We start from the raw sequence: 23,584 nt of genomic DNA, 5'->3' as shown, positions 1-23,584 counted from the left end.
CGCGTACGGACATGGACGAACTCGACACGCCGGTGCTGGACGACCACCTCCACCTCGATCCGGTGAACGGCCGGAACACCGAGGCCGTCGAGGAGTTCGCCGACCACGGCGGCACGCACCTCCTCGTGCTGAACAAGCCCTCGTGGTCGCTCGGGGTCGACGTCGACGCCCCCGAGGACTTCCGCGAGGTGTTCGACCTCACCGTCGAGGCGGCTGCGGACGCCACCGACGTGCTGGACGGGCGCGCCTGGCCCGTTCTCGGCGTCCACCCGGCGCTCATCTCTCAGCTGGAAGACCGCGGGTACGACCCTGCGGAAGCACGCGATCTGATGCAGGCCGGCCTCGACGTCGCCGCCGAGTACGTCGCCGACGGGCCTGCGCTGGCGCTCAAGTCCGGCCGCCCCCACTACGAGGTGAGCGACGAGAGCTGGGACGCCTCGAACGACGTGATGAAACACGCCTTCGAGTTGGGCGCCGAGGCGGGCTGTGCCGTCCAGCTCCACACGGAGGGCGGCGAGGACTTCCGTCAGGTCGCCGAGTGGGCCGAGGACCGCGGGCTCCCGCGCGAGCGCGTCGTCAAACACTACTCGGGCGGCCACGTCGAAGGCCCCACCCCGAGCGTTCTCAGCAACAAGGACGAACTGGAAGTCGCGGCCCAGGCGGGCGAGCCGTTCCTGATGGAGACGGACTTCATCGACGATCCCGACCGCCCGGGCGCGGTGCTCGGTCCCAAGACCGTGCCACGGCGCGTGCGCTGGCTCCTGCAGGAGGGCTACGACGACGCCGTCCGGAACGCACACGTGGAGACCCCCTCGCGCGTGTACGACATCGACACCGAGGCAACGCTCGATTCCTGATCGCCAGGGCCGAACCACTGATTTCTCGCGGGACCGAACGCCGGGCATGGACGTCGACTGCCCCGACTGCGGCGTGGCCATGCGACAGGTCCAGTACGGGATGAAAGCGGGCCTCGAGGAGTACCAGGCACCGTACGTGCGCACTGAAGAGCGTCGCGAAGGGCTGTTAGGGCAGCTCGGACTCCACGAACGCAAGCGGGTCGTGACCGTGCTGTGCCCGGAGTGTGGGCTCGTGCGCCAGTACGCGGTCCTCGACGAGTAGGCGATCGGCGGGGCGGGACGAACCTGTTAGGATGGTATTGAGTCGCGGTGACAGGTCTTCGTCGCTGGCGGTCGTAGCTCAGGGTGTTTATATTCCCGGCTGTGTATAGGGCGAGGTATGAGTGAACCGCCGGGTGCGTACTACACGGAAGAGCGTTGGCAGAACTGGATCGACAGGATCGACGAAGAAGACATCGATCCGGAAGACGAGGATTCGGCGCGCCTCCTGTTGAACCTCCAGGACGACACCGCGATCGCGGTCGCCAAGATCATCACGGCCTACGACGACGGCCACCTGGAGGAAGACGAGGCCGTTGACGAGCTCGCGGACGTCCGCGACATCGTCCTCGCGGAGGTCACCCTCGACGACGAGGAGAAACTGATGCTCGTCGACGGCGTCCAGACCTCCCTGGTCTGCGTGTTCTACGCGGCCGAGGAGTACATCGCGGGCGGCGTCGCAGAGGACGGCACCATCGAGGAGTACGTCCGCGCCGCCGCGGACGCGGAAGCCGAGGAAGACCTCGACGCGGCGCTGGGGTACTGTGCCCAGGCAGGGACGCGCATCATCGACGGGCAGGAACTGTCGATGGAACTGGCAGAGGACCTGGAGTTCGGCCTCGTCGCCGAGTGGGTCAACGGGCTAGACAGCCTCCAGACCGCGATGAGCGATCCGGAGGTCGTCGAAGAGGACGAAGAGGGCGAGTAAGCGCTGGCGCGTTCGTTTCTCCGATGCGCGTCACTCCCGCAGCGGCAGCGCTGCCCCTCTGTGGGTGACCCGTCCGCTATTTATATCAGTCCGGGTACCCAAATCGCAGTGAAATGCAACTCCGGGACGACGACAGGGCACAGGCCATTCAGATCGGCGCCGTCCTGCTGTTTGGTATTCTCGTCATCAGTTTCAGCACGTACCAGGCGTTCGTCGTCCCGAACCAGAACGAGAACGTCGAGTTCAACCACAATCAGCGCGTCCAGGGCCAGCTCCAGGAGGTGCGCAACGCGATCGTGTCGATGCCGGGCGCGAGCAGTTCCAAGTCGGTGTCAGTGGCGCTCGGCACCAGGTACCCCAGCCGACTGGTCGCGCGCAATCCCGGCCCGGTTTCGGGATCGCTCCGGACGCAGTGGACCGACGAAACGGACAGCGCGTCGTTCGATTTCTCGAATATCAGGGCGACCGACGAGGAAACGGACGACTTCTGGAACGGCGACCGGTCGTTCAACACTGGGATTCTCGTCTACGATCCCTCGTACAACGTCTATCAGGGTGCGCCAGTGAGCGTCTACGAGCATTCGGTCCTGTTCAACCGGTTCCGGGATGGCAATCGTCCCGTCACCGGACAGACGCTGATCGACGGCAAAGACATCACGGTCATCACGCTCGATGGGAAACTCGACCGAGCAGCCTCGGACACCGTGAGCGTCGACGTCGAACCGGTTAGCTCCTCGGACAGAACCATTCAGGTAACGGACACAGGTTCCGGTAACGTCGAACTCACGTTCAAATCACAGTTCCCGGAAGCGACCTGGGAATCGATACTCGAAGCGGAGTACGATCCCGACGGCACGGCTCCGGACAAGTATATTTCCGACATCAGCGATACGGGGGACGACTCTCCCTACGATATCACTCTCGAACTGGAACCCGACACGAATTACAATCTCAGGATGGCGAACGTCGGGGTTGGAAACGGCATTCCGGAGCGGGAACTGGCGTACGTAACTGACGTCGAAGGCGACGGATCCTCGGTGACGGAGGGCAACACCCAGGAACTCGTCATCGAGGCCCGGGACGAGCACAACAACCCACTCAGTGACGTGACGGTCGAACTAGACGAGGGTGATTCGGATGCTGATAGCAGCGAGTTCGATGACGTGAAGAAAACGACAAGCGCTGATGGCCGCGTCTCGTTTTCCTACGAGCCGAGCAGCACCGGCGACAAGGACATCGTGTTCAGCGCGAGCGAGCAAGACGACGTCCCGGACAGCGTTCCTGCAGAGCAGGAAGTGACGTTCGACGTGACTGTGCAAGCGTCAGGCGGCGGTGGTGGCGGTGGTGGTGGTGGAGATGGCGATGGAGATGGAGATGGTCAACCGCCGATTATCGAAACGTTTGACGTGACTGACAATAGCTTTGAGATAGGGTGGTATAGTTCAGCTCTCTACGAGATAGAATGGACCGTTACAGATCCAGACGGGGATATCGGTCCAGACTCGGTAACGGTATTCGTATACAACAAAGACGACAACGAAATGCAAGATACCTTCTCTGGATTAGACAAAACGGAGACTTCCTCAGGTAATTGGGATTACGACAATCAGTACGAGATACAACTCGAAGCAGAAGATGACGCAGGCAATAAAGTCTGTAAAGTCATTAAGGGGAAGGCTGATGGTAACAGTAATAACGAAAATAAGAAAACCTGTTAATTCCTTAGAGAATAAACCTCTGCCTTCAGGAATCTTGTGCTAATCGAAGTCGGGCGCGGAACGTAGCCACGATAGCCCGAGTACCCGCTGAAGTAAACTGCCCTCAGATTCACCGTCCCGGTGCTCGAACGGCCGTCGGCTGACAGCCGCAATCAACAGGTTGCGCCCGCTTCGTTTCGATAACGCATACCAGGATTCGCTCCGAAACGGGAAGATGATTGGTTCCCACGTCGTGCCATCTCCGTCGCCGAGCACGATTTCGGTCCCGTCGATCCGGGACACGCCGTCTCGATCAAGAAGTCGTTCGTGCGCGGTGCCAGCGGCGTCGGCGTCCCGGTACCGTTGGACGAACACCGATTGTGAGGGGAGTTCGGAGCTGTAATACTTCTCGTCGAGGTCTACCCACGCGGATACGATACAGTAGCACCTGTCGACCCGACTCGTGCCGACCTCCAGTTCTTCGACGACGTCCTGCAATCGAAGCTGACCGGATTCCAGATTCGATCCGTCGATGGTCGCTGTCGGCTTGGCCTGATACAGTGCCTCAGTTCGCTCAGTGCCTACTGACTGCTGGTTAACAAACGCCGTGTGACCGAGTTGGCCCTGGTGGTACTCGACCTCGAAAAGCGGCGGAGCAGGGATCGTATCAGCGTCTGAAACCATATAGTCGGCCAACCGATTCTGTATCGGGTCATTGGAGAGGTTCTTTTGGACATACGCCGCGCTGACAACGGCCTCGTAATGCTCGAACAGTCGAACGAGGCCAGCGACCACCATCGCCCGGTCACCCAAGTCGTTGAACCGCTTGATGACGTCGATCGTGTTTTTACTGAACTGCCGTTCCTTCTTCCCACCAGTGAAGTGGGGGTCGAACTCCGCTTCGAAGGTGTCTGCGAACGCCTGTGTCTCGTCTCGTAGCCGCTCGACGTCCGACGCGGCCAGCGGCGTCTCGTCCGACTGGTCCTCGCTCGGCTCCTGCCAGTCGACGTCTATCCGTCGCCAGCGCTTCTCGCCTTTCTCCCACCAGATGTTCCAGGGCCACCCCTGATCCATCTGGGGTCGGTCGATCTCGCCGTCGAGCCGTCGCACGTCCTGCTCGGTGAGCGGGACCGTCTCGCCGACCTCACTGACCGCCGACGTGACCTCGTCGCCAGCCTCCTTGTACGCCTCGATCGCGTTCGGGTATTCGGTGGCGAACCACGCCAACTCGTCCATGATCCGGTCGGTCGTCTCGGCGAGTCTGGCCTCTGCCTCGGTCACCTCCGCCTGCTCGTCAACGTCCGGTTCCGAGGGTTCGGTCGTGACAGTCTCCGGGGTTTCCTCGACGGGTTGGTCGGTCACCGCTCGGGTGGTCACGACCTCCGCGTCCGGCGTCCGCTCGGTCGGGCCGCGCGTGAGACAGCCCGCCGATCCCAGCCCGAGCCCGGCGCCGAGGGCTCGGAGGAACAATCGCCGCTGGTCGTCCATACCGTCTAGACAGACCTCGCACATATAATCATTTAGCCATTTGTGCCGTCAGGAACTCCGTCCGCGTTCTGGGCCAGTCGGCTCACCCGTCGGGGCGCGGTTAGACCGTGTTCCAGCGGCGGAACAGCACGATCCCACCACCCGCGAGCGTGATGACGCCCGCCCCGAAGACGTAATCCGGGACGAAGCCGATCAGTCCGCGCTCCTCCTGCCCGGTCCGCTGTTCGGTCGGCGTCCCGCTGTCCGGCTGCTCGTCCGGCGTTGCCGCTGGTGAACTCTCCGCGGGCGTCGTCGTGACTGTTCCGTTCGTGGTCGCGTCGGTCCCGTTCTGTTCCGTTGCGACGTCGTCCCCGAGAACGCTGATGGTCCGATTCGCGACGGTGTCCTGACTGCGTGCGACGATTTCGATCGCGGTTCGATCCGCCGTCAGCTCCTGGGTCAGCGTCTCGGACTCCCCGCGGTCCAGGTCGAACACGCCCCTGACGGCGGTGTCCCCGTCGACGGCGATCGCCAACTCGCCGGTGCCAGCGCTGTCGCCGGTGTTCGTGACGGTGGCGGACACGTCGAAGGTGGCGTTGTAGGCGGTCTGTGCGGGTGCATCGACGGTCACGTCGAAGTACGGCTCCTCGACCTGGCTGACGTTGCGGAAGACGACGTCGTAGGTGTCGATCGTCTCCTCGCCGACCTGGAACTGGACGTAGCCCTCCTCACCGACGACGCGACTGCCCAGGTCGAGTTCGGTGCTGAAGGAGCCGTCGTCCTCGACGTCGACCTGCTGTCGGGCCAGGAAGCTCGGGTCCTCCTCCGGCAGCTGTTGATCCGGCGGCGTGAGCCGGACGCTCACCATCGCCTCCGAACCTGGTGCGACGTTCGTGGTGCCTGACACCAGCGCGTCGGTGTCCGGTGCCAGCTGGACGGTTTCGTCGTCGCCTTCCCCGTCAGTGTTCGCGAACCGGACAGTCGGCTCCCCGAACGTGATCGCCGCAGCCTCGGTGACGTTCTCCCTGAATCCGTCCGGGAAGTACGGGTATGCGGGATTTGTCTCGTCGCCGTTTTGCCCGCCGAGCGGGCCCGCCCCGTCGAAGGAAAACGCACTGCCGGCCGCGTCGTAGAGCAACCCCGTCTCGAACCGCTCGCCGTCTTGCAGCCCGTCGTCGAACGGTTCCGCGTCGGTGTCCACCACGACGTTCACGACGCCGACGTTGTCTTCTGCCGTCTGCTGGTCGACCAGCACGTACGCGTCGCTGTCGGACGCCCCCGCGAGGGCAATCTCGTTGCGGTCCCGGTTGACCAACTTCTCGCCCTCGAACGAGAAGTGGATGCCCTCGCCTTCCCACGCCGTCTCGCCGACGGCGAGTTCGTGCAGGACGTTCGGCGGGAATCCCTCCTCCAGTCCGTCGGTGATGTCGTTCCCGTTTTCGACGTAGTCGATGGTCGCCATCGCGCCGACGAGGCCGGTCGCGTTGAACTGGACGACTGCCCGGTCGCCCAGCGCGATCTCGTCGCGGGCCGTGAGGTCCGGCGAGAGGTCCGCGACCGTGCTCTCCTCGTCGGCCTGTCCCCGCGGGGCGGCCCACGTGTGGACGTCCCTGATGCTCGGTTGCACGAGGTCGAACTCGGCGGACCCGATCTCGTCGTCGACCGTCGGCTCCCCGTCCTCGGCGACGAACCGACCGTTGTTGGCCACGACGAGGTCGTAGTCGGTCGGCTGTAGCGGCCGGGAGAGTTGTGCCGTGGGGCTGTTGCCGTTCACGTCCTCGACGTACTCGCTGAACGTCAGCTCGTTCTCGTCCGCGACCGTCTCGTCGTAGAACGTCGCACTCGTGACGGCCGTGCCCCTGTTGGCGATCGCTTCGTCGTGAATGTGACTGGTGACGGTGTCGCCGCTGGAGTGGTAGACGACGTCGGTGTCGTCGTCGCTGAGTCCGCTCACGCTGGCGTGGTCGGTTCCGACGAGGCGGGTGTTGGCGGTGAACGTCACCTCCCCGTCGTTGTCGTCGTCGCTCAGGTAGAGGACGTCCACGAAGTTGCTGTCCGGATCGACGAACTGGACCCAGGCTTCGTCGGTCGCGCCCAGCGACACGGAGAACTCGGCGAGGTCGCCGGCGGCACGCGTGTACAGCTCCTGGTCGAACTCGGCAGTCGTCTCGCCGGTCTGGAGCGTGACGTTGTCCGACGCGGTCGTGTCGGTGACGAATATCTCGAACTCGTACTCTTCGCCGGCCGCCAGGCCCTCCTCCGCATCGACGTTCGTGAAGTTCGCGACGATCTCTTCTTCGTTCGCGAAGCGCGTCGAGGTCGAGAGGTTCAGCGTGATGTAGCCGCTGTTCCGGAGCTCCCTGAGGCCGTCGCCCTCGTCGCGGTCGAATCCGAGGCGGTCGAGCGGGAGGTGGCTCGGATCGGTCACTTCCGTGAGTCCCGTCCCGGGATGGATGAACGTCGCGTTCAGTTCGTCGTAGTCGAGACCGTCTGCGCTGATCGTCACGTTGTACGCGGGATCGCGATTGCTGGAAATCTCCAGCGCCACCGCCTCGTCGGTCTCGGTGACCGTCTCCTGTGACCACTCGGCGTCGAACTCCTGCTCTAAGATCCCGAACTCGGTCTGATACGCTTCGTCGGAACTCCGGTTGTTGATCGCGAACTGACCGCCGTCGTCGAGCGTGGCGGTGTCGAGCGTTATCTCGCCGTTTTCGACCGTCTCGGTGTCGATCAGTCTGATGTCGTCCCCGTCCAGTAGCTCGTAGAAAAACACCGTCTCCCCGTCGTCGACCTCGAAATCCTGATTGGACGAGCCGGTCACGCCGACCTCCAGCTCCTGTCCCAGGTAGATCGCCGACGACGGGAGGTCGTTCCCGGCGACCTCCAGCGGCGCGTTCGTCGCCGCGGCCGTTCCCGTCAGAGACGCGGTCATCGTAACTGTCGAAAGGCCGACGACGATCACCAGAAACACTGCTCGTACTTTCTTTCGCGACGATGAACAAGTCATGCTAGTATCATACTCTGACAGTGTCGGTCGATCAGCGATCCGCCGGAATCCGGCCGTCGAGATCGGTATTTATTGAGTGAAATGTCTATTTGCCGCCAGCACATATTAGTTTATGCCTCTGTGCGTCGATGTCGGATTGGAGCGTCGGGCCTGGCCGTCTGACTTCGACAGTTGTCGATAGCTCAGACGACAATATATTATAGTAGCTCTCCTGAGAATAGGATATGACAGCGGTCGGCATCGACGCCATCGAGATCCGGACGGGCAAGTTAGAACTCGACCTGGCTGAGACGTTCGCGCCAGCGAAGGGCGACGACCCCGAAAAGTACACGAAAGGGCTCGGACTCCACGCCAGTTCGTTCCCCGACGCATACGAGGACATCGTGACGATGGGAGCGAACGCCGCCCATCGGCTGATGGAGCGCAAAGGGCTGACGCCCGCGGACATCGGCCGCATCGACGTCGCGACCGAGAGCGCGTTCGACAACTCCAAGCCGGTCTCGACGTACATCGCGGGCTGCCTGGAGCAGGTGTTCGACGAGGACTTCCACCACGCCAACAAGGGCGAACGGAAGTTCGCGTGCGTCGCGGGCACCCAGAGCATCGACGACGCGTACAACTGGATCCGCGCCGGCCGCCACCGCGGTCGCTCGGCGCTGGTCATCGCGACCGACACCGCGCTGTACGCCCGGGGCGACCCCGGCGAGGCGACCCAGGGCGCGGGTGCCGTCGCGATGCTCATCAGCGAAGACCCCGACGTCGTGGAACTCTCGACCGAACAGGGTTTCGGGAGCGCGGACGAGACGGACTTCCTCAAGCCGAACCAGCAGTTCCCCTCCGTGGACGGCAAGCGGTCCGTCCAGGTGTATCTCGCACGCATGCGAGAGGCCGTCAGGGACTTCGAGTCCGTCGCCGGGACGATCCACCCGGACGATTTCACCCTGCTTCCCTTCCACACGCCGTTCCCGGGGATGGTCCGGAAGGCCGCCGCGCTGGCCTATCGCCACACGATCCGCGACACGGAGATCGAGGAGGAACTCGCCGAGGACATCGGTCGCCAGCCCCGTCCGGAGGCGTTCGACTCCGACGAGGCTTACGTCGACGCGATGGGTGAGTACACGGACGAGCTCGTCGAGACCGACCAGTACCGTGACTGGTACGACCGCGTCGTCGACCCGACGCTCGAGATCAGCCGCGAAGTCGGGAACTGGTACACGGGCAGCGTCCACGTCGCCCGCGCGAGCGGCCTCAAACACGCGCTCGAAAACGACATGGATCTGACCGGGGCGACGCTCGGCGTCGCGTCCTACGGCAGCGGTGCCCAGGCAGAAGTCCACGCCGAGACCGTCCAGTCCGGCTGGGAAGACGAGATCGCGGCCCTCAACGTCGACGAGCAACTCGACAACCGCTACAGCATCTCCTACGAAGAGTACGAGCACATCCACGACGTCCACAACCACGACAAGGACACGGACGCCGAGGCGGAGGCGTTCACGCCTCCGGAGGGCGAGTTCGTCTTCGACGGCTGGGGGCGCATGGGCGAGCGGAAATACCGGTACGTCGAGTAACGAATCGCGTCGCGGACGGACCGTTCGTCAGACAGGTGGCTGACGAACGCACGGGTGGTTCCGTTGCCGTCTGGCGGTACGTATCTCTTTTCGAACAGTCGGCGAGAAGATTCAAATCCAGTGAGGCTATACTCCTGGATATGACCAGCCTCGCCGAGAAGGTGTCCGTCGGCATCCTCGTGGTGGCGGGTGCCGCGTACGCCGTCCTCCCGAACCGTGTGTCGAGGCTCCTTTCGCCCGGGACCGCGCTCATCGTCGACGGGGTCACGTGGGCGGATGCGAACCTCCCGCGACCGCTGTTTGTCAGTTTGATCTTTCTGGCGACGACGGTCGTGTCGCTGTTGATCGCGATGTCGTTCGCGCGCGTTCTCTACACGGTGTTGAAACACGCCGGTCCGCGGACCAAACGACTGTTCGGGTTCGTCACGCCGAGCACGCCCGTCGGGAAAGTCGTGCTGGTGCTCGCCGTTGTCGTCCTGTTCCTCCTGGGGTCGGTGTGGGGGATTCCGTACTTTTTCGGGTAGTGCGACCAGGCCGGATCGGAGCCGCGACCCACGCTGTCAGGGAAGTTCGTCGAGACTCTCGAGCATCGTCGGCAGGTCCGCCGTCGTCACCGCGAGCGAGAAGCCGTCGATGCGGGCGAGCGCCGGGGCGTGCTCCCAGAGGGCGTCTTCGTTCAGGCCGTGGAGGACGACGGCGTTGGGCGTGGGATTGACGACGCGCATGGCGACGAGCGGTGACTCGCCGCGCGTGACGCTCGTGAACACCAGCGCACGATTCGTCGACTGGCCGTACAGGCGGTAGAACTCCTCGCTGGAGAGGCGCGTGATCGCTTCGATGCTGTCGATGACGGTGTGGCCGGCGACGGTGTCCTGGGCGCCCCGGACGACTTCGGTGGCGTCGATGGCGTCGTAGTATCGTTCGACCGGAATGGTCGCCGGGTACTCTCGCAGGTCGTGGACGATGTCGCTCTCGAAGCCGGCCGAGAGCACGCGGGCGTGCTGACGGATCCGACCGCCGCCGCGGTGTTCGTCGATGTCGAGCAGTGCGGCGACGACGCGGTTGATGATCCCGATCCCCGGACTCGACCGGCGACCGCTCTCGTAGTCGGAGATGACCGACGAGGAGACGTCGAGTTGGTTGGCGAGTTCAGTCTGGGAGACATCGAAATCAGTGCGCCACTTCCGGAGGGTGGCGCCCGGATCGTCACTGAGCGTGATCTCGCCGGCGATCTTCTCGGCGAGTTCCCGACGGGGGCCGCGAGGCATGTTGAATCCCCTCTCACGTCCGACGCAAAAGCGTATCGACAGCGACCTCTCGGTCGGAAGGCACCGACGGACAGGTAACACTTGCTGGAACCAATATGGGGCTGTCGGCCCATCCATCTGTGGTATGCCCTCCACGGTGGTTCATCTCGCCCTCGCCGGATTGATCGCCGCCGGATTGCTCGGACGCGCGTTCTCGGCTCGGAGTCTCGCCGTCGTGTTGGCCGCCGTCGTCCTCGTGGACTTCGACGTGTTCGTCGGTCTCGTCGTCACGAGCGCCCACCGGGCAGCCTTTCACACGCTCCTCGTTCCGCTCGGCGTCGCCGCCGCACTCGCCTACGACACGCGGATTCGCGACTCGTCGCTGCTCCGCGCCCGGTTCGGTACGGACGCGCCACGGATCGGATGGGTCAGCCTCGTCGCCGTCGTCCTCTCGGCCATCGGGCTGGACTTTTTCACGAGCGGCGTGAACCTCTTTTACCCGCTCCACGACCAGTTCTACCGGCTCAACGGGAAAGCGATCCTCTCGAACAAGCAGGGGTTCGTCCAGACGTTCGTCGAACTCGACACCGGGATGGTGGAGGCGAAACCGCTCGGCTCCACCCAGGAGATGCACGTCGACAGCGGCGTCGACCCCACGCGCGGTGCCGAGCCGAAGCACGTCCGCCGCGTGTTTCCCTTCGTCGAGACCGGCTGGCAGTTCCTGCTGGTGTTGACGAGTCTCGTCGTCGTCGGTGGTCGGCTCCGCGAGACGTGACGGTCCCGCGGACTGTGCCGCGGCGGCGTCAGTCCTCGTCGCTCCCGTCGGCCTTGGGTCGCGACCCCGTTCGGTCGGCAGTTGCGGGTCTGCCACTCAGCAGCCGTCCTACCCCGACCTGTCGGCCTGCGACCCTGAGGGCGTAGAGCCCGATCGCCGTCAGGACGACGGTGCCGCCGGCCGCGAGGCCGTACTGATAGGCGATGGTGATCCCGAAGAGGATGCCGAGTTCGGCGGCGAGAACGCCGGTGACGAGCGACCGCCGGAAACTGCGAGCGCCACCGGCGGTGGCGACCGGGACGACGAGCAGCGCCGCCACGAGGATGACGCCCATGATCTGCATCGCACTGACGACGACCAGGGCGGTGAGGACGGTCATCAGCCGGTTGAACCACGCGCCGCTGATGCCGGCGACGCGCGCCGCCGTCGGGTCGAACGTCACGTACAACAGCGGTCGATAGGCGAGCCCGATGACCGAGGAGACGAGCAGCGTCATCAGCACCAGCAGTCCGACGTCGGCCTTCGAGACGGTCGCGAGCGAGCCGAACAGGTAGGCGTTGATGCCGACGGCGATGCCGCCGTCGGTCACCGAGATGAGGACGCTCCCCAGCGCGAAGCCGCCGGTCAGGACCATCGCCAGCGACGTGTCCGTCGTCACCGACCCGCGCTGGACCAGCAGTTCCACGAGCAGGGCCGTACAGATGGCGACGACGAACGCGGTGGTGATGGGTGAGAGGTTCAGCGCGAGCGCGCTGTTCAGGAACAGGCCGACTGCGACCCCCGCGAAGGCAGTGTGTGCCAGCGTGTCCGCGATCATCGAGATCTCGCGGTGGACGAGGAAGGTCCCGACGAGCGGGCCGATAATCCCGATGCAGATCGCCGCGAGGTACGCCCGCTGCATGAACGGATAGCCCAGCATCCGAACGCCGAGCTCGGCGCTCAGCCCGTTCATCAACGCGCCCCACGCGTCCCGCAGGAACCACTCGAACGCAGCCCTGAGCGGCTCCGTGACCGTCGTCTGGAGGAGAGTTCGTGTAAGCATGTTAGTGACTGTGATGGATCGGGGCCTGATTCCCGCCGTAGGCGTCGGCGAGCGCGTCTGTCTCGACGAACGTCTCGGGGTCGCCGTGGAAGTACAACTGGCGGTTCAGACACGCGATCTCGGTCGCGTGGGTCGTGACGACGCCGATGTCGTGTTCGATGAGGACGATGGTGAGTCCCTCCTCGTTGAGATCGTGGAGGAGGTCGTAGAACCGCTCGCGCGACTCCATGTCGACGCCGACCGTGGGCTCGTCGAGGACGAGCAGGTCGGCCTCCGCCGCGAGCGCGCGGGCGATGAACACCCGCTGGCGCTGGCCGCCCGAGAGGTTCCCCACGCGGCGGTCGGCCAGGTCCGTGACGTCGACGCGATCGAGCGCCTCGTCGATGGCTCGGCGGTCCGCGTCGGAGAACCGACCGACGAGTCGGTGGGGATATCGCCCCATCCTGACGACTTCCCGAACGGTCACTGGCATCCGACTGGCGGCCTCCGTGGCGTGCTGGGCCACGTAGCCGAGGCGCTCCCCGTCGTCGAACGCGTGCGCCGGTTCGCCGAACAGTGTGACGCGCCCCTCGTCGGGTCGCCGAAGTCCGAGCAGGAGTTCGACCAGCGTCGTCTTTCCCGAGCCGTTCGGGCCGACGAGTCCGAGGAACGCGCCGGAATCGATGGTCAGTGAGACGTCTTCGAGAACGGGTCGCTCGCCGAACCCGAAGCTCACGCCGTCGAACCTGACGACGTGACGCTCCGACCGGTCGCTCGCTGCGTCGCGCTCGCTCATTTCGCGTCCAGTGCCGCTTCGAGCGTCGGCAGGTTCAGGTTCTCCATGATCTCGACGTATCCCCAGCCGTCCTCGTCCCAGGCCTCGGTCTGTCCGGGGATCGACGTGAGCGGTAGCACCTCGCTCGCGTCGGTCTCGGCGACCAGTTGCTCGGCGGCCTGCTGTGATTCCAGCGGGTCCGCGCAGACGTACTCGACGTCGTGGGTCGCGATGATCTCCTGGGCGGCCCTGATGTCCCGGGGCGTCGGCGTGTCGTCGGGCGAAAGCCCGGTCAGCGTCTCGACCTGGAACCCGTAGCGCTCGCCGAGGTAGCCGAACGCGTCGTGGCCGGCGACGAAGATGGTGCTCTTCGTCGCGGGTTCGAGTCGCTGCTGGAACGTCTCGTGGAGGTCGTCGAGTGCAGCGCGGTAGCGCTCGGCGTTCTCCGCGTAGGCGTCAGCGTTGTCGCGGTCCACGGCGACGAACCCCGCTCGAACGTTGTCGACGGCCTGCTTCGCCCGCATCGGATCGAGCCAGAAGTGCGGGTCTGCCCCTCCCGAGTGGTCGTGGCCGTCCGATTCCTCGTGGGCGGTCTCGGTCTCGTGCCCGCCGTGGCCGTCCGTTTCCTGATGATCGTCGTGTCCGTCCTCCTCGTGGTCCTGGTGCGCTCCGGGCTCGTGCAGGTCGATTCCCTCGGCTGCAGAGATGGAGCGGACGGCGGCGTCGTCGCTCTCGATCGACGTGACGATGTCGTCGGCCCACGGCTGGAACCCTTCCATGCCGTGGACGAACAGGTCAGCGTCGAGTACGTCGCCCTGAACGCGCGGCCCCGGCTCCCAGCCGTGGCCGTGTTGCCCGAGCGGGACGAGCGTCTCCGCCGTCGCCGTCTCGCCCGCGACCTTCGATGCGAAGTCCCCGAAGACGTGGAACGACGCCTGCGCCGTCGTTCCCGTCTGACTGGATTCCCCCGACAGACATCCTGCCAGCGTCCCCGCGGCTCCCAGTGCGATCCCTGCGCTGATGATCTCTCGACGAGTGTGCGTCGGCATATATTATTAAATCTAAAGCCTATTCTAATAACTCCTATGATTGGGATGTGAAGTTTTATTAATAGTGTTCCGGTGACACTTGTTGCTCGCTCGAGGGGCTGGAGACAGGCACAGTTCCCGGCGGGCTTCGAACGCGGTTGGCCAGCAGCTACCGGATCAGATTCACACGGATAGAAGCAGCAGGAGGCGGTGGTCTCGTCGCGGGTCGCGTCTGGATCGGAACTGCGACCGCTGAGACGGCGGCTGGTCGGGCCCGCCCTCAGGACAGCATGCCGATGTCGTCGACCGGCAGCACCGAGTAGTCGACGGACATGGTGTCTTTCGTCGCTCTGATTTTCCCGACGAAGGTCGAGATGTCCTCCAGTTCTCCCTCCAGCACGAACAGTTCCATGCAGTAGTGGTCGCCGACGTGGCTGTGGAAGTTCGACGCCACGAGTTCCTCGTGGTCGTGGCGCAGGTGCATCATCTTCTCCTCGACGGTCGTCGTCTCGTAGTCGAACATGACGGTGACGACGGCCATCAACTCCCGGTCCTCCAGGCGCTTGTCCTGGAACTCGCCGAGGAGGTTCCGCGCGGCCTCGCGGAACACTTCGCTCCGGCCGGTGTAGCCGTGATTGTCCGCGAAATCGTCGATCCGTTCGAGGAGTTCGTCCGGCATCGAGACGCTGACGACGGTCATGTATTAACTCATGGCCATTGAGTTATTAAATCTTAGTTTTCCGTGCCGTACCGGTAGCGATTGGACCGATCGGTTGGCCGAATCGCGTGTCTCTCGTGTGTTTCGGTGACTCCACCTACTCACTAAAACGTGATCTGAAACCCGAGGTCGGTGATGGGTAGAACGATAGATCTGGGGAACTCTTTTAGACTCACCCATCGTATAGAGAAATATGTCCGATGCAACGCTCGACGACCGCGGGCGTCTCACGCTCCCGAAGGAGATTCGAGAGCGCTACGGCGACAACTACCACGTCGTCGACGTCCACGACGGAATCAAGTTGATTCCGGTCGCCGAAGACCCTCTCGAAGCACTTCGTGACGAATTCGACGACGTGGACAAGTCGTCCGACGAACTCCGAGCGGAGGCGCGCGAAGCGTCGCTGGACGAGGCCGGGCGCTGAATGTACGCCGAAACGGACTTTCTGCTCGCGCTCATCAAGGACGAAGACTGGCTGGGCGAGGCGGCCGAAACGGTGTACCGGGAACACGAAGACGCACTCTGGACGTCCCAGTTCACGCTCATCGAACTCCTGATGGTCGCCTACCGGGAAGACCGCGATACCGAACGAGTCGTCACGAACGCTGCACAACTCGTCGAGGTTCGCGGCGACGTCGACACCGTGGTCGCGGCGGCGACGTACGTCGAAGACCACGGGTTCACGCCGTTCGATGCGATTCATCTCGTCGAATCCGACGGTGACCCCATCGTGTCTAGCGACGAGACGTACGAGTCGTTCGCGCCACGACTCGATCTGAAGGGCGTCGGCGACGAGTGACGCTCCGCAATCCCTAAACGCGGGCCGCGCTTCCCATCGTGCAATGAGCGACTGGACCGAGAAGTACCGGCCGTCGACGCTGGCGGAGGTCCGGGGGAACGACAAGGCCCGTGACGCCCTCAAAAAGTGGGCCGACACGTGGGCGGACCACCGCGAGGCCGTCATCGTCCACGGCAGTCCGGGCATCGGGAAGACCTCGGCGGCACACGCGCTGGCAAACGACATGGGGTGGGACACCGTGGAACTCAACGCCAGCGACTCGCGGACGAAAGACGACATCGAACGGATGGCGGGCCGGGCCGCCCAGAACGCCACGCTCGGCGGGAGCGGTCGCCAGCTCATCATCGTCGACGAGGCCGACAACTTCCACGGTAACGTCGACCGCGGTGGCTCGCGGGCCGTGACGTCGATCGTCAAGTCGGCCGGCCAGCCGATGGTCCTCATCGCCAACGACTACTACGAGATGTCGAACTCCCTGCGCAACGCCTGCCAGGACATCGAGTTCCGGGACGTGGGCAAGCGCTCGATCGTGCCGGTGCTGCGGGACGTCTGCCGCCAGGAAGGGCTCGAATTCGAGGACGAGGCGCTCGAACAGATCGCCCAGACCAACAGCGGCGACCTGCGCGGCGCCATCAACGACCTCCAGGCACTCGGTGAAGGCCGCGAGAAACTCCGGGCGGAGAACGTCGTCACCGGCGAGCGCGACACGACCAACGGCGTCTTCGACTACCTCGATACGGTCATCAAGAAGGCCGACGCCCAGGAGGCCCTGGAAGCGTCCTACGACGTCGACGAGACGCCGGACGACCTCATCAACTGGATCGAGGACAACATGCCCAAGGACTACGAGGGCGCGGAACTGGCGCGGGCCTACGACTTTCTGGCCAACGCCGACCGCTGGCTCGGTCGCGTGCGCGCGACGCAGGACTACTCGTACTGGCGGTACGCCGGCGACAACATGACGGCCGGCGTCGCGGCCGCCCGCGACGGCAAGAAGGGCGGCTGGACGCGCTACGGCCCGCCGAGTTACTGGTCGAAACTCGGTCGCTCGCGTGGCACGCGGAACAAACGCGACCACATCGCCCAGCAGATCGCAGAGGAGGGCGGCGTCAGCATGGCGACGGCCCGCCGCGAGATCATGCCCCACCTGGCGGTGATGACCCACCACTGCAAGAACCGCGAGCTCACCGTTGCGATGGCCGCTCGCTACGATCTGAGCGCCGAACACGTCTCATTTATTACCGGCTCTGGGAAGGATACCAACAAGGTTCAGCGCATCGTCGAGGACGCAGAGCAGTTGCGGGAGGAAGCCGCCGTCGAACACTCGGGCGGTGCCTTCGAGGGAGCGCGGCGATCGACGACTGACGACGAGGACGACGATTCGGACGGGGCGGACGATGCGGACGACGGTGACGGGCAGGCGACGCTGGCGGCGAGCGCCAGCGGTGACGAGGACTCGGCGAGCGACAACGAGGGCGCGGACGACGGGTCCGAGGACGCGGACGCGGAGGCCACTGACGACGACCAGCAGTCCGGCCTCGGCGATTTCATGTAGGTCGCGTAGAGAAGAGCGACCGACTCAGAGCCGGACCGGTCCCGATTGACCGGACTCGGCCCCTGCGTCGGTGTCGGTGTCGGTGTCCGCGTCGGCCCCGGTCGGCGTTTTGGCGGCCTCGAACGACCAGGCGGTCGTGGCGATCATCGACGCGAAGATGATCTGTGCGGCGGCGTGGTGGGCGACTGACGCCATGACGCCGAAATTGAGGACGGTGTTCCCGCCGAGCAGGATCTGAACCGGGAGGACGGCAACTGCGGCGGTCATGGCCCAGCGGATGCGTTTGGACCGGTCCTGGCGCCACGCCTGGACGGCGGTCCCGATGATCATGAACCCGGTCACCATCGCGACGAGACGGTGGAACCACTCGATGAAACTCGGCCAGTTTGCAGGGAACAGTCCCATCCAGCCGTCACAGAGCGGCCACTTTGCACCACAGGACAGCCCCGCGCCGGCTGCACCCGTGTACACGCCCAGGAGGATGAGCGCGAAGGTAAACCCCGTCGTCACCGCGGCGAGGTGGCGAAACCTGTATCGCATACCAAATCGTGAGGACTACGAGTATTTAGACCCGGCTTTTCGTTCCCGGCGCGTGATAACGGATCGATACGTTTAGTCGTCCGATTCCCGATATCGCCAGCGACAGTCGCTCAGCGTCGGTTCCACGTCCGCCATTCGGTCCTGACTCCCGACCGACCGCTCTGGTCACCGTTGCACTGCACTCACTCCACAAATGCGACCACTTAGTTGCGGTCCGTGGAACGTTCCGACGTTCGAACCGGAACACGCAGCTATTGCCCACGAGGGCATAAATTGGTCGACGTGTAACGCGGAATCGACGACTGTCGAATGTCACTTTCGGTTATCTTTTTACGCTGGCCCGGTGCCAGTTTCATCATGGGACTGGACGAGGATTCACTCGATTATCACCGGGAAGACCCTCCCGGGAAGATCGAGATCTCGACGACGAAGCCTACTAACACGCAGCGAGACCTGAGTCTCGCGTACTCTCCGGGCGTCGCAGCGCCGTGTCGCTCCATTCGCGACAACCCCGACGACGCGTTCAGCTACACCGCGAAGGGGAATCTCGTCGGTGTCGTCTCCGACGGCACGGCCGTCCTCGGCCTCGGTGACATCGGCGCGCAGGCCTCGAAACCCGTCATGGAGGGCAAGGGCGTCCTCTTCAAGCGCTTCGCGGACATCGACGTCTTCGACATCGAACTCGACGAGAACGACACGCAGGCGATGATCGACTCCATCGCCTCGATGGAACCGACCTTCGGCGGGATCAATCTGGAGGACATCAAGGCGCCGGAGTGTTTCGAGGTCGAAGAGCAACTCCGCGAGAAGATGGACATTCCCGTGTTCCACGACGACCAGCACGGCACGGCCATCATCTCCGGGGCCGCCCTGCTCAACGCCGCGGACATCGCGGGCAAGGACGTCGAAGACCTGGACATCGTCTTCTCCGGTGCTGGCGCGAGCGCCCTCGCGTCGGCCCGCTTCTACGTCTCGCTCGGCGCCTCACGCGAGAACATCACGATGTGTGACTCCTCGGGGATCATCACCGAGGCCCGCGCCGAACAGGGCGACGTCAACGAGTTCAAACGGGAGTTCGCACAGGACACCGCCGAGGGCGACCTCGCGGACGCGATGCGCGACGCCGACGTGTTCGTCGGCCTCTCGGTCGGCGGCATCGTCGACCAGGAGATGGTCGCCTCGATGGCCGACGACCCGATCATCTTCGCGATGGCCAACCCCGACCCCGAGATCGGCTACGAGGAGGCGAAAGCCGCCCGCGACGACACGGTCATCATGGCCACGGGCCGCTCGGACTACCCGAATCAGGTCAACAACGTGCTGGGCTTCCCGTTCATCTTCCGCGGCGCGCTCGACGTGCGTGCGACGGAAATCAACGAGGAGATGAAAGTCGCCGCCGCCGAAGCGCTGGCAGATCTCGCCCGCCAGGACGTGCCCGACGCCGTCGTGAAGGCCTACGGCGATCAGCCGCTCCAGTTCGGCCCCGACTACATCATCCCGAAACCGCTCGATCCGCGGGTCCTCTTCGAGGTCGCGCCGGCCGTCGCCCAGGCTGCCGTCGACAGCGGCGCCGCGCGACAGGAACTCGACATCGAGGAGTACGTCGAGGAACTGGAGGCCCGCCTCGGGAAGTCCCGCGAGATGATGCGGGTCGTCCTGAACAAGGCCAAGAACGAGCCAAAGCGCGTCGTCCTCGCGGAGGGCGACGACGAGAAGATGATCCGGGCGGCCGCACAGCTGGTCGACCAGGGGATCGCACAGCCGGTGCTCATCGGCGACCGCGAGCGCATCTGGGCGATCATGGAGACGCTGGCGCTGGATTTCGACCCGGAGATCATCGACCCCGGCGAGGGGAACCTCGCGCCGTACGCCGAGCGACTCTACGAACTCCGCAAGCGCAAGGGCATCACCCGGCGCGAGGCCGACGAACTCATCCAGGACGGCAACTACCTCGGCAGCGTCATGGTCGAGATGGGCGACGCCGACGCGATGCTCACCGGTCTGATGCACAACTACCCCTCGGCGCTGCGCCCGCCGCTGCAGGTCATCGGAACCGCCGACGACGCCAACTACGCGGCCGGCGTGTACATGCTGACGTTCAAGAACCGCGTCGTGTTCTGCGTCGACACCACCGTCAACCAGAACCCCAACGCGGAGGTGCTCGCCGAGGTCACGGGCCACACGGCCGAGTTGGCCCGTCGGTTCAACATCGAGCCGCGCGCCGCCATGCTGTCGTACTCGAACTTCGGCTCCGTGGACAACGAGGGCACGCGCAAGCCGCGCCAGGCCGCCGAGATCCTCCGCGACGATCCCGCCTGTGACTTCCCGGTCGACGGGGAGATGCAGGCCGACACTGCGGTCGTCGAGGAGATTCTCAACGGGACCTACGAGTTCTCGGACCTGGAAGAGCCAGCGAACATTCTCGTGTTCCCGAACCTCGAAGCCGGCAACATCGGCTACAAACTCCTCCAGCGCCTCGGCGGCGCGGAGGCGATCGGCCCGATGCTCGTCGGCATGGACAAGCCCGTCCACGTCCTCCAGCGCGGCGACGAGGTCAAAGACATCGTGAACCTGGCGTCCGTCGCGGTCGTGGACGCCCAGCAGAACGACTACTGAGTCGGCGCTTTTTGGTCCAGATTTTTGCGGTGAGTGGGTCGCGCAGCGACCCCGAACCGGAAAAAGGTGGGTTGTGGACGCCCAGCAGAACGACTACTGAGTCGGCGCTTTTTGGTCCAGATCTTTGGACGAGCGGTCCCGACCGTCGGACGCGATCCGCGGCAAAACCAGCGATTATCAAATTACTGTGCTGTCAGCACATATAAAACCCGCTCCCGTTTTCTGGTTCAGAAACTCTCGGAGGGTCTCTTATTGGGTTCGTGTGTAGCCACGGCCGTTGAATGTCACGGAACCATCCCGACAATCCACGACGGCTTCCGCTCGTCGGACTCGTCGGTCTCCTGTTCGTCACTGCCGGCTGTCTCGCGCCGGCCGGGACCGAGATCGACGACTCGAACGCCGTCGCGGATCACGTTGAATCGCGCTACGAAGCACTCGACGGCTTCCAGGCCACCATGGTTCGGACGGTCGAGCGTGGCGGCCACAACAACACGACGCGAGCGACGGTGGCCTTCGATAAGGGGGACTATCTCCGCATCGCCTACCGGGACGGGCCGAACGCCGGCACGGTCACGGTGATCGACGATCCCGAACCGTCGCGACTGTTCTCGGACGGAGCCGCTGCGACCGGCCGCGCCGACGCTTCGGAGGTGTACGGCGCGCTCGCAGCCGACCTCGTCGAGCGCAACGACGTCGTGTACGACGGGACGGCGACGGTCGATGACCGCCGGGTGGCTATCTACTCTCTCACTCCCGCGACCAACCAGAGCGGTGACTCCGACCAGCCCCGACTGATCGAACGGCGGGTCTCGGTCGACGTCGAACGCATGGTCCCGATCCGGCTGGAGTCGACCTGGCGCGCTGACGGGCAGGAGGTCACCGAGACGATTCGATTCACCGACGTCAGCCTGCGAGCCCCGCAGACGCCCGGCGTTGGTGCGCAGGAGGCTGTCGCGCCATGAAACCCGACTCGCCCAGTCTCCTCGACAGACTCGGGGGCCCGCTCGTCGTCTTCGCCGTGATCGGAATGCTCGTCGGTGGCGCACTCGTGCCGTACGCGTGGAACGCCGCGACGGCGTCCGATGGGACCGTGGCTGTCATCGAAGTGCACGGCTTGATCACGGAGGACACTGCGACGACCGCCGTCGATGACCTGCGAGAAGCACGACGGAACGAGTCGATCGAAGCGGTCGTCCTCGACGTCAACACACGCGGCGGACTGGCGTCGTCCAGCGAGCAGCTCTACCTCGCGGTGAAGCGGACAGAGCAACAGATGCCGGTCGCTGTGTCCGTCACCGGGATGGCAGCGTCCGGCGGGTACTACACGAGCGCGCCCGCGGACAAGATATTCGTCTCGCCGGCGACCGTCGTCGGGAGTATCGGCGTCAAAGGACCCGTACCACCGCAGGGGGCACCTGACGGTCAGATTACGACTGGTCCGGACAAGAGCACGAGCGCGACGCAGGCCGAGGCACGGCGACGGGTCGAAACCATGCGGCGCGCGTTCGTCGGTGCAGTCTTCGAGGAACGGGGAGAGAAACTCGAACTCTCCCGAACGGAACTGTCCCACGCGAAGGTCTATTCGGGGACGCGCGGCGTCGAACTCGGTCTCGCCGACGGGGTCGGCGGTCTCGACGCGGCGATCAACTACGCGGCCGAGCAGGCGGAACTGTCCGACTACCAGACAGCTCGGATGCGCTCGCCGGCACAGAGCCCGCTGAGCCAGCTCGGACTGAACGCTTCCGGAGCGTCCGGAGCGGAACGGCTCAACGCCACCGACCTCGAGACAGGTCGGTATTACATGGTGTACGGACAGCTGAACGCTCCGACTGCTGCGGACACAACTGAGGTGACATCCAATGCCACGAACTGATCTGTTGAAGGGCCTCGGAGTATTCGGACTCGTGGTCGTCGTCGTCCTCGCGGGCACGGTGGCCACGGGAACGCTCCTGACAGGCTCGTCGACGACCTCGAACGCGGTGAACGTCTCGGCGTACGATTCGGACGCCCTCCTGCCGACGGCGGTCGACGACGACGGGACCGTCGACGCACCCGACGAAGCAGACGCGAAGACGATCGTCATCGACAAGAGCCACGGAAACGCCGTCAGCGAAGGCGAGATACAGCCGCTGGTCGACGCGCTCGTTCGCGACGGACACGACGTCCGGTTCTACACCGGCGGTCAGAGCCAGAGCTTCGGTGGGGCCGGCGGTAGCTCCAACCTGAACTCGACGCTCGAATCGGCTGACGCGTTCGTCGTCGTCAATCCGAGCAGCACGTACTCGGAGAGCGAGATCGACGGCGTCGAGTCCTTCGCCGACGCCGGCGGTCGCGTCCTCATGCTGGCCGACCCGGTCAGCGCGTCACAGAGCCAGTCCGTCTCGATTCCCCTCATCGGTAGCTCGGGCGGGAATACCGTGACGCCCGGTCAGCCGACGAACCTCGCCGCGCGCTTTGGCATCTCCTTCGGGTCCGGCTACCTGTACAACATGGAGGAAAACGCCAACAACTTCCAGAGCGTCTTCGCGCGCCCGGTCGGAAACGACTCGCTCGCCTCGGGCGTGGACCGGGTCGTCGTCCGCGACGCGACCCCGCTGACGACCAGTACGAACGTGACGCGAGTGGTCGAGAGCGACGGCGCTCGCCTCTCCTCGACGCGCCGAGCCGACGCGTACGCGGTCGCTGCCCGGGTCGGCAACGTGGCGACCGTCGGTGACACCGACTTCCTCGCGCCGGCGACCGCGACCGTCGCCGACAACGACGCGTTCGTGAGCAACCTCGCGCAGTTCCTCGTGACCGGCGACAAGGAATCGAACGCGCCCGCCACCGATTCGGCTGCGAGCGGTCCCGGTGGGATCACGACGCCGTCCATGCCCGGGAACGTCTCCGGGCCCTAGTCACACGCACTGTTTTCGCGGACGACCGCGCCGTCACCCCTCGCTCGGAG

General features: G+C 64.7%; 22 protein-coding genes. 14 read left to right on the top strand and 8 right to left on the bottom strand.

What is annotated here, in order from left to right:
* Positions 1-11: 11 nt before the first annotated feature.
* From MU553_RS08710 to MU553_RS08695, 4 genes are all read left to right on the top strand, one after another.
* Positions 12-857: a TatD family hydrolase gene (locus tag MU553_RS08710; protein ID WP_247377786.1), complete on the top strand. Its 846-nt coding sequence runs from the start codon at positions 12-14 to the stop codon at positions 855-857.
* Positions 858-903: 46 nt separating this feature from the next.
* Positions 904-1,119: a hypothetical protein gene (locus MU553_RS08705; RefSeq protein WP_247377784.1), complete on the top strand. Its 216-nt coding sequence runs from the start codon at positions 904-906 to the stop codon at positions 1,117-1,119.
* A gap of 117 nt (positions 1,120-1,236) precedes the next feature.
* Positions 1,237-1,824: a DUF2150 family protein gene (locus tag MU553_RS08700; RefSeq protein ID WP_247377782.1), complete on the top strand. Its 588-nt coding sequence runs from the start codon at positions 1,237-1,239 to the stop codon at positions 1,822-1,824.
* A 296-nt stretch (positions 1,825-2,120) separates the two neighbouring features.
* Complete coding sequence (locus tag MU553_RS08695; RefSeq protein ID WP_247377780.1) at positions 2,121-3,542, top strand: hypothetical protein; 1,422 nt, start codon at positions 2,121-2,123, stop codon at positions 3,540-3,542.
* A 39-nt stretch (positions 3,543-3,581) separates the two neighbouring features.
* Here MU553_RS08695 and MU553_RS08690 read toward each other — a convergent pair whose 3' ends face one another.
* Entirely contained in the window at positions 3,582-5,009 is a 1,428-nt protein-coding gene (locus tag MU553_RS08690; protein WP_247377779.1) for a hypothetical protein, read from the bottom strand.
* A 100-nt stretch (positions 5,010-5,109) separates the two neighbouring features.
* On the bottom strand, positions 5,110-7,920 hold the full coding sequence (locus tag MU553_RS08685; protein WP_247377777.1) for a BGTF surface domain-containing protein: 2,811 nt from the start codon (positions 7,918-7,920) through the stop codon (positions 5,110-5,112).
* A 299-nt stretch (positions 7,921-8,219) separates the two neighbouring features.
* Between MU553_RS08685 and hmgB the strand changes: the two genes are divergently transcribed.
* Together hmgB and MU553_RS08675 are read left to right on the top strand one after the other, a co-directional pair.
* Complete coding sequence (hmgB, locus tag MU553_RS08680; protein ID WP_247377775.1) at positions 8,220-9,563, top strand: hydroxymethylglutaryl-CoA synthase; 1,344 nt, start codon at positions 8,220-8,222, stop codon at positions 9,561-9,563.
* Positions 9,564-9,703: 140 nt separating this feature from the next.
* A complete protein-coding gene (locus tag MU553_RS08675) occupies positions 9,704-10,087 on the top strand; it encodes a hypothetical protein (protein ID WP_247377773.1) in 384 nt (127 codons plus the stop codon).
* Between the two features lie 36 nt (positions 10,088-10,123).
* Here MU553_RS08675 and MU553_RS08670 read toward each other — a convergent pair whose 3' ends face one another.
* A complete protein-coding gene (locus MU553_RS08670; RefSeq protein ID WP_247377772.1) occupies positions 10,124-10,831 on the bottom strand; it encodes a helix-turn-helix domain-containing protein in 708 nt (235 codons plus the stop codon).
* Between the two features lie 124 nt (positions 10,832-10,955).
* Between MU553_RS08670 and MU553_RS08665 the strand changes: the two genes are divergently transcribed.
* A complete protein-coding gene (locus MU553_RS08665; RefSeq protein ID WP_247377770.1) occupies positions 10,956-11,585 on the top strand; it encodes a metal-dependent hydrolase in 630 nt (209 codons plus the stop codon).
* Positions 11,586-11,613: 28 nt separating this feature from the next.
* Here the strand turns inward: MU553_RS08665 and MU553_RS08660 are convergent, their stop codons facing one another.
* The 4 genes from MU553_RS08660 to nikR form a co-directional block, all read right to left on the bottom strand.
* Positions 11,614-12,627, bottom strand: a complete 1,014-nt coding sequence (locus tag MU553_RS08660; RefSeq protein WP_247377768.1) for a metal ABC transporter permease — start codon at positions 12,625-12,627, stop codon at positions 11,614-11,616.
* Position 12,628: 1 nt separating this feature from the next.
* A complete protein-coding gene (locus MU553_RS08655; protein ID WP_247377765.1) occupies positions 12,629-13,402 on the bottom strand; it encodes a metal ABC transporter ATP-binding protein in 774 nt (257 codons plus the stop codon).
* The gene (locus MU553_RS08650) at positions 13,399-14,430 is read right to left on the bottom strand and encodes a metal ABC transporter substrate-binding protein (protein ID WP_247377764.1); all 1,032 of its coding nucleotides are present in this window, start codon (positions 14,428-14,430) and stop codon (positions 13,399-13,401) included. The genes MU553_RS08655 and MU553_RS08650 overlap by 4 nt, the downstream gene beginning before the upstream one ends.
* A 259-nt stretch (positions 14,431-14,689) precedes the next feature.
* Entirely contained in the window at positions 14,690-15,109 is a 420-nt protein-coding gene (gene nikR, locus MU553_RS08645; RefSeq protein ID WP_247377762.1) for a nickel-responsive transcriptional regulator NikR, read from the bottom strand.
* 211 nt (positions 15,110-15,320) lie between these two features.
* Between nikR and MU553_RS08640 the strand changes: the two genes are divergently transcribed.
* Genes MU553_RS08640 through MU553_RS08630 form a run of 3 tightly spaced genes read left to right on the top strand, consistent with a single transcriptional unit; the run spans position 15,321 to position 17,481 of the window.
* Positions 15,321-15,551 carry an AbrB/MazE/SpoVT family DNA-binding domain-containing protein gene (locus MU553_RS08640; protein WP_247377760.1) on the top strand — a complete coding sequence of 77 codons (231 nt, stop codon included), beginning with the start codon at positions 15,321-15,323 and terminating at the stop codon, positions 15,549-15,551.
* Positions 15,552-15,926: a PIN domain-containing protein gene (locus MU553_RS08635; RefSeq protein WP_247377758.1), complete on the top strand. Its 375-nt coding sequence runs from the start codon at positions 15,552-15,554 to the stop codon at positions 15,924-15,926.
* Between the two features lie 43 nt (positions 15,927-15,969).
* Positions 15,970-17,481 (top strand): replication factor C large subunit, encoded by a 1,512-nt coding sequence (locus MU553_RS08630; RefSeq protein WP_247377756.1) that lies wholly within the window; start codon positions 15,970-15,972, stop codon positions 17,479-17,481.
* Positions 17,482-17,505: 24 nt separating this feature from the next.
* Here MU553_RS08630 and MU553_RS08625 read toward each other — a convergent pair whose 3' ends face one another.
* Positions 17,506-18,021: a COX15/CtaA family protein gene (locus MU553_RS08625; RefSeq protein WP_247377754.1), complete on the bottom strand. Its 516-nt coding sequence runs from the start codon at positions 18,019-18,021 to the stop codon at positions 17,506-17,508.
* Between the two features lie 357 nt (positions 18,022-18,378).
* Here MU553_RS08625 and MU553_RS08620 point away from each other — a divergent pair, with 357 nt between their 5' ends.
* From MU553_RS08620 to MU553_RS08605, 4 genes are all read left to right on the top strand, one after another.
* A complete protein-coding gene (locus MU553_RS08620; protein ID WP_247377752.1) occupies positions 18,379-20,637 on the top strand; it encodes an NADP-dependent malic enzyme in 2,259 nt (752 codons plus the stop codon).
* Positions 20,638-20,918: 281 nt separating this feature from the next.
* Complete coding sequence (locus tag MU553_RS08615) at positions 20,919-21,599, top strand: LolA family protein (RefSeq protein WP_247377749.1); 681 nt, start codon at positions 20,919-20,921, stop codon at positions 21,597-21,599.
* Positions 21,596-22,510: a S49 family peptidase gene (locus tag MU553_RS08610; RefSeq protein WP_247377747.1), complete on the top strand. Its 915-nt coding sequence runs from the start codon at positions 21,596-21,598 to the stop codon at positions 22,508-22,510. Before MU553_RS08615 ends, MU553_RS08610 begins: the two co-directional genes overlap by 4 nt.
* The gene (locus tag MU553_RS08605; protein WP_247377745.1) at positions 22,497-23,534 is read left to right on the top strand and encodes a GldG family protein; all 1,038 of its coding nucleotides are present in this window, start codon (positions 22,497-22,499) and stop codon (positions 23,532-23,534) included. The genes MU553_RS08610 and MU553_RS08605 overlap by 14 nt, the downstream gene beginning before the upstream one ends.
* Positions 23,535-23,584: the final 50 nt, after the last annotated feature.

It is taken from the genome of Halorientalis brevis (assembly GCF_023077655.1).
Note: the sequence above shows the minus strand (reverse complement) of the source record. Positions and strands in the feature narration are given on the sequence as shown.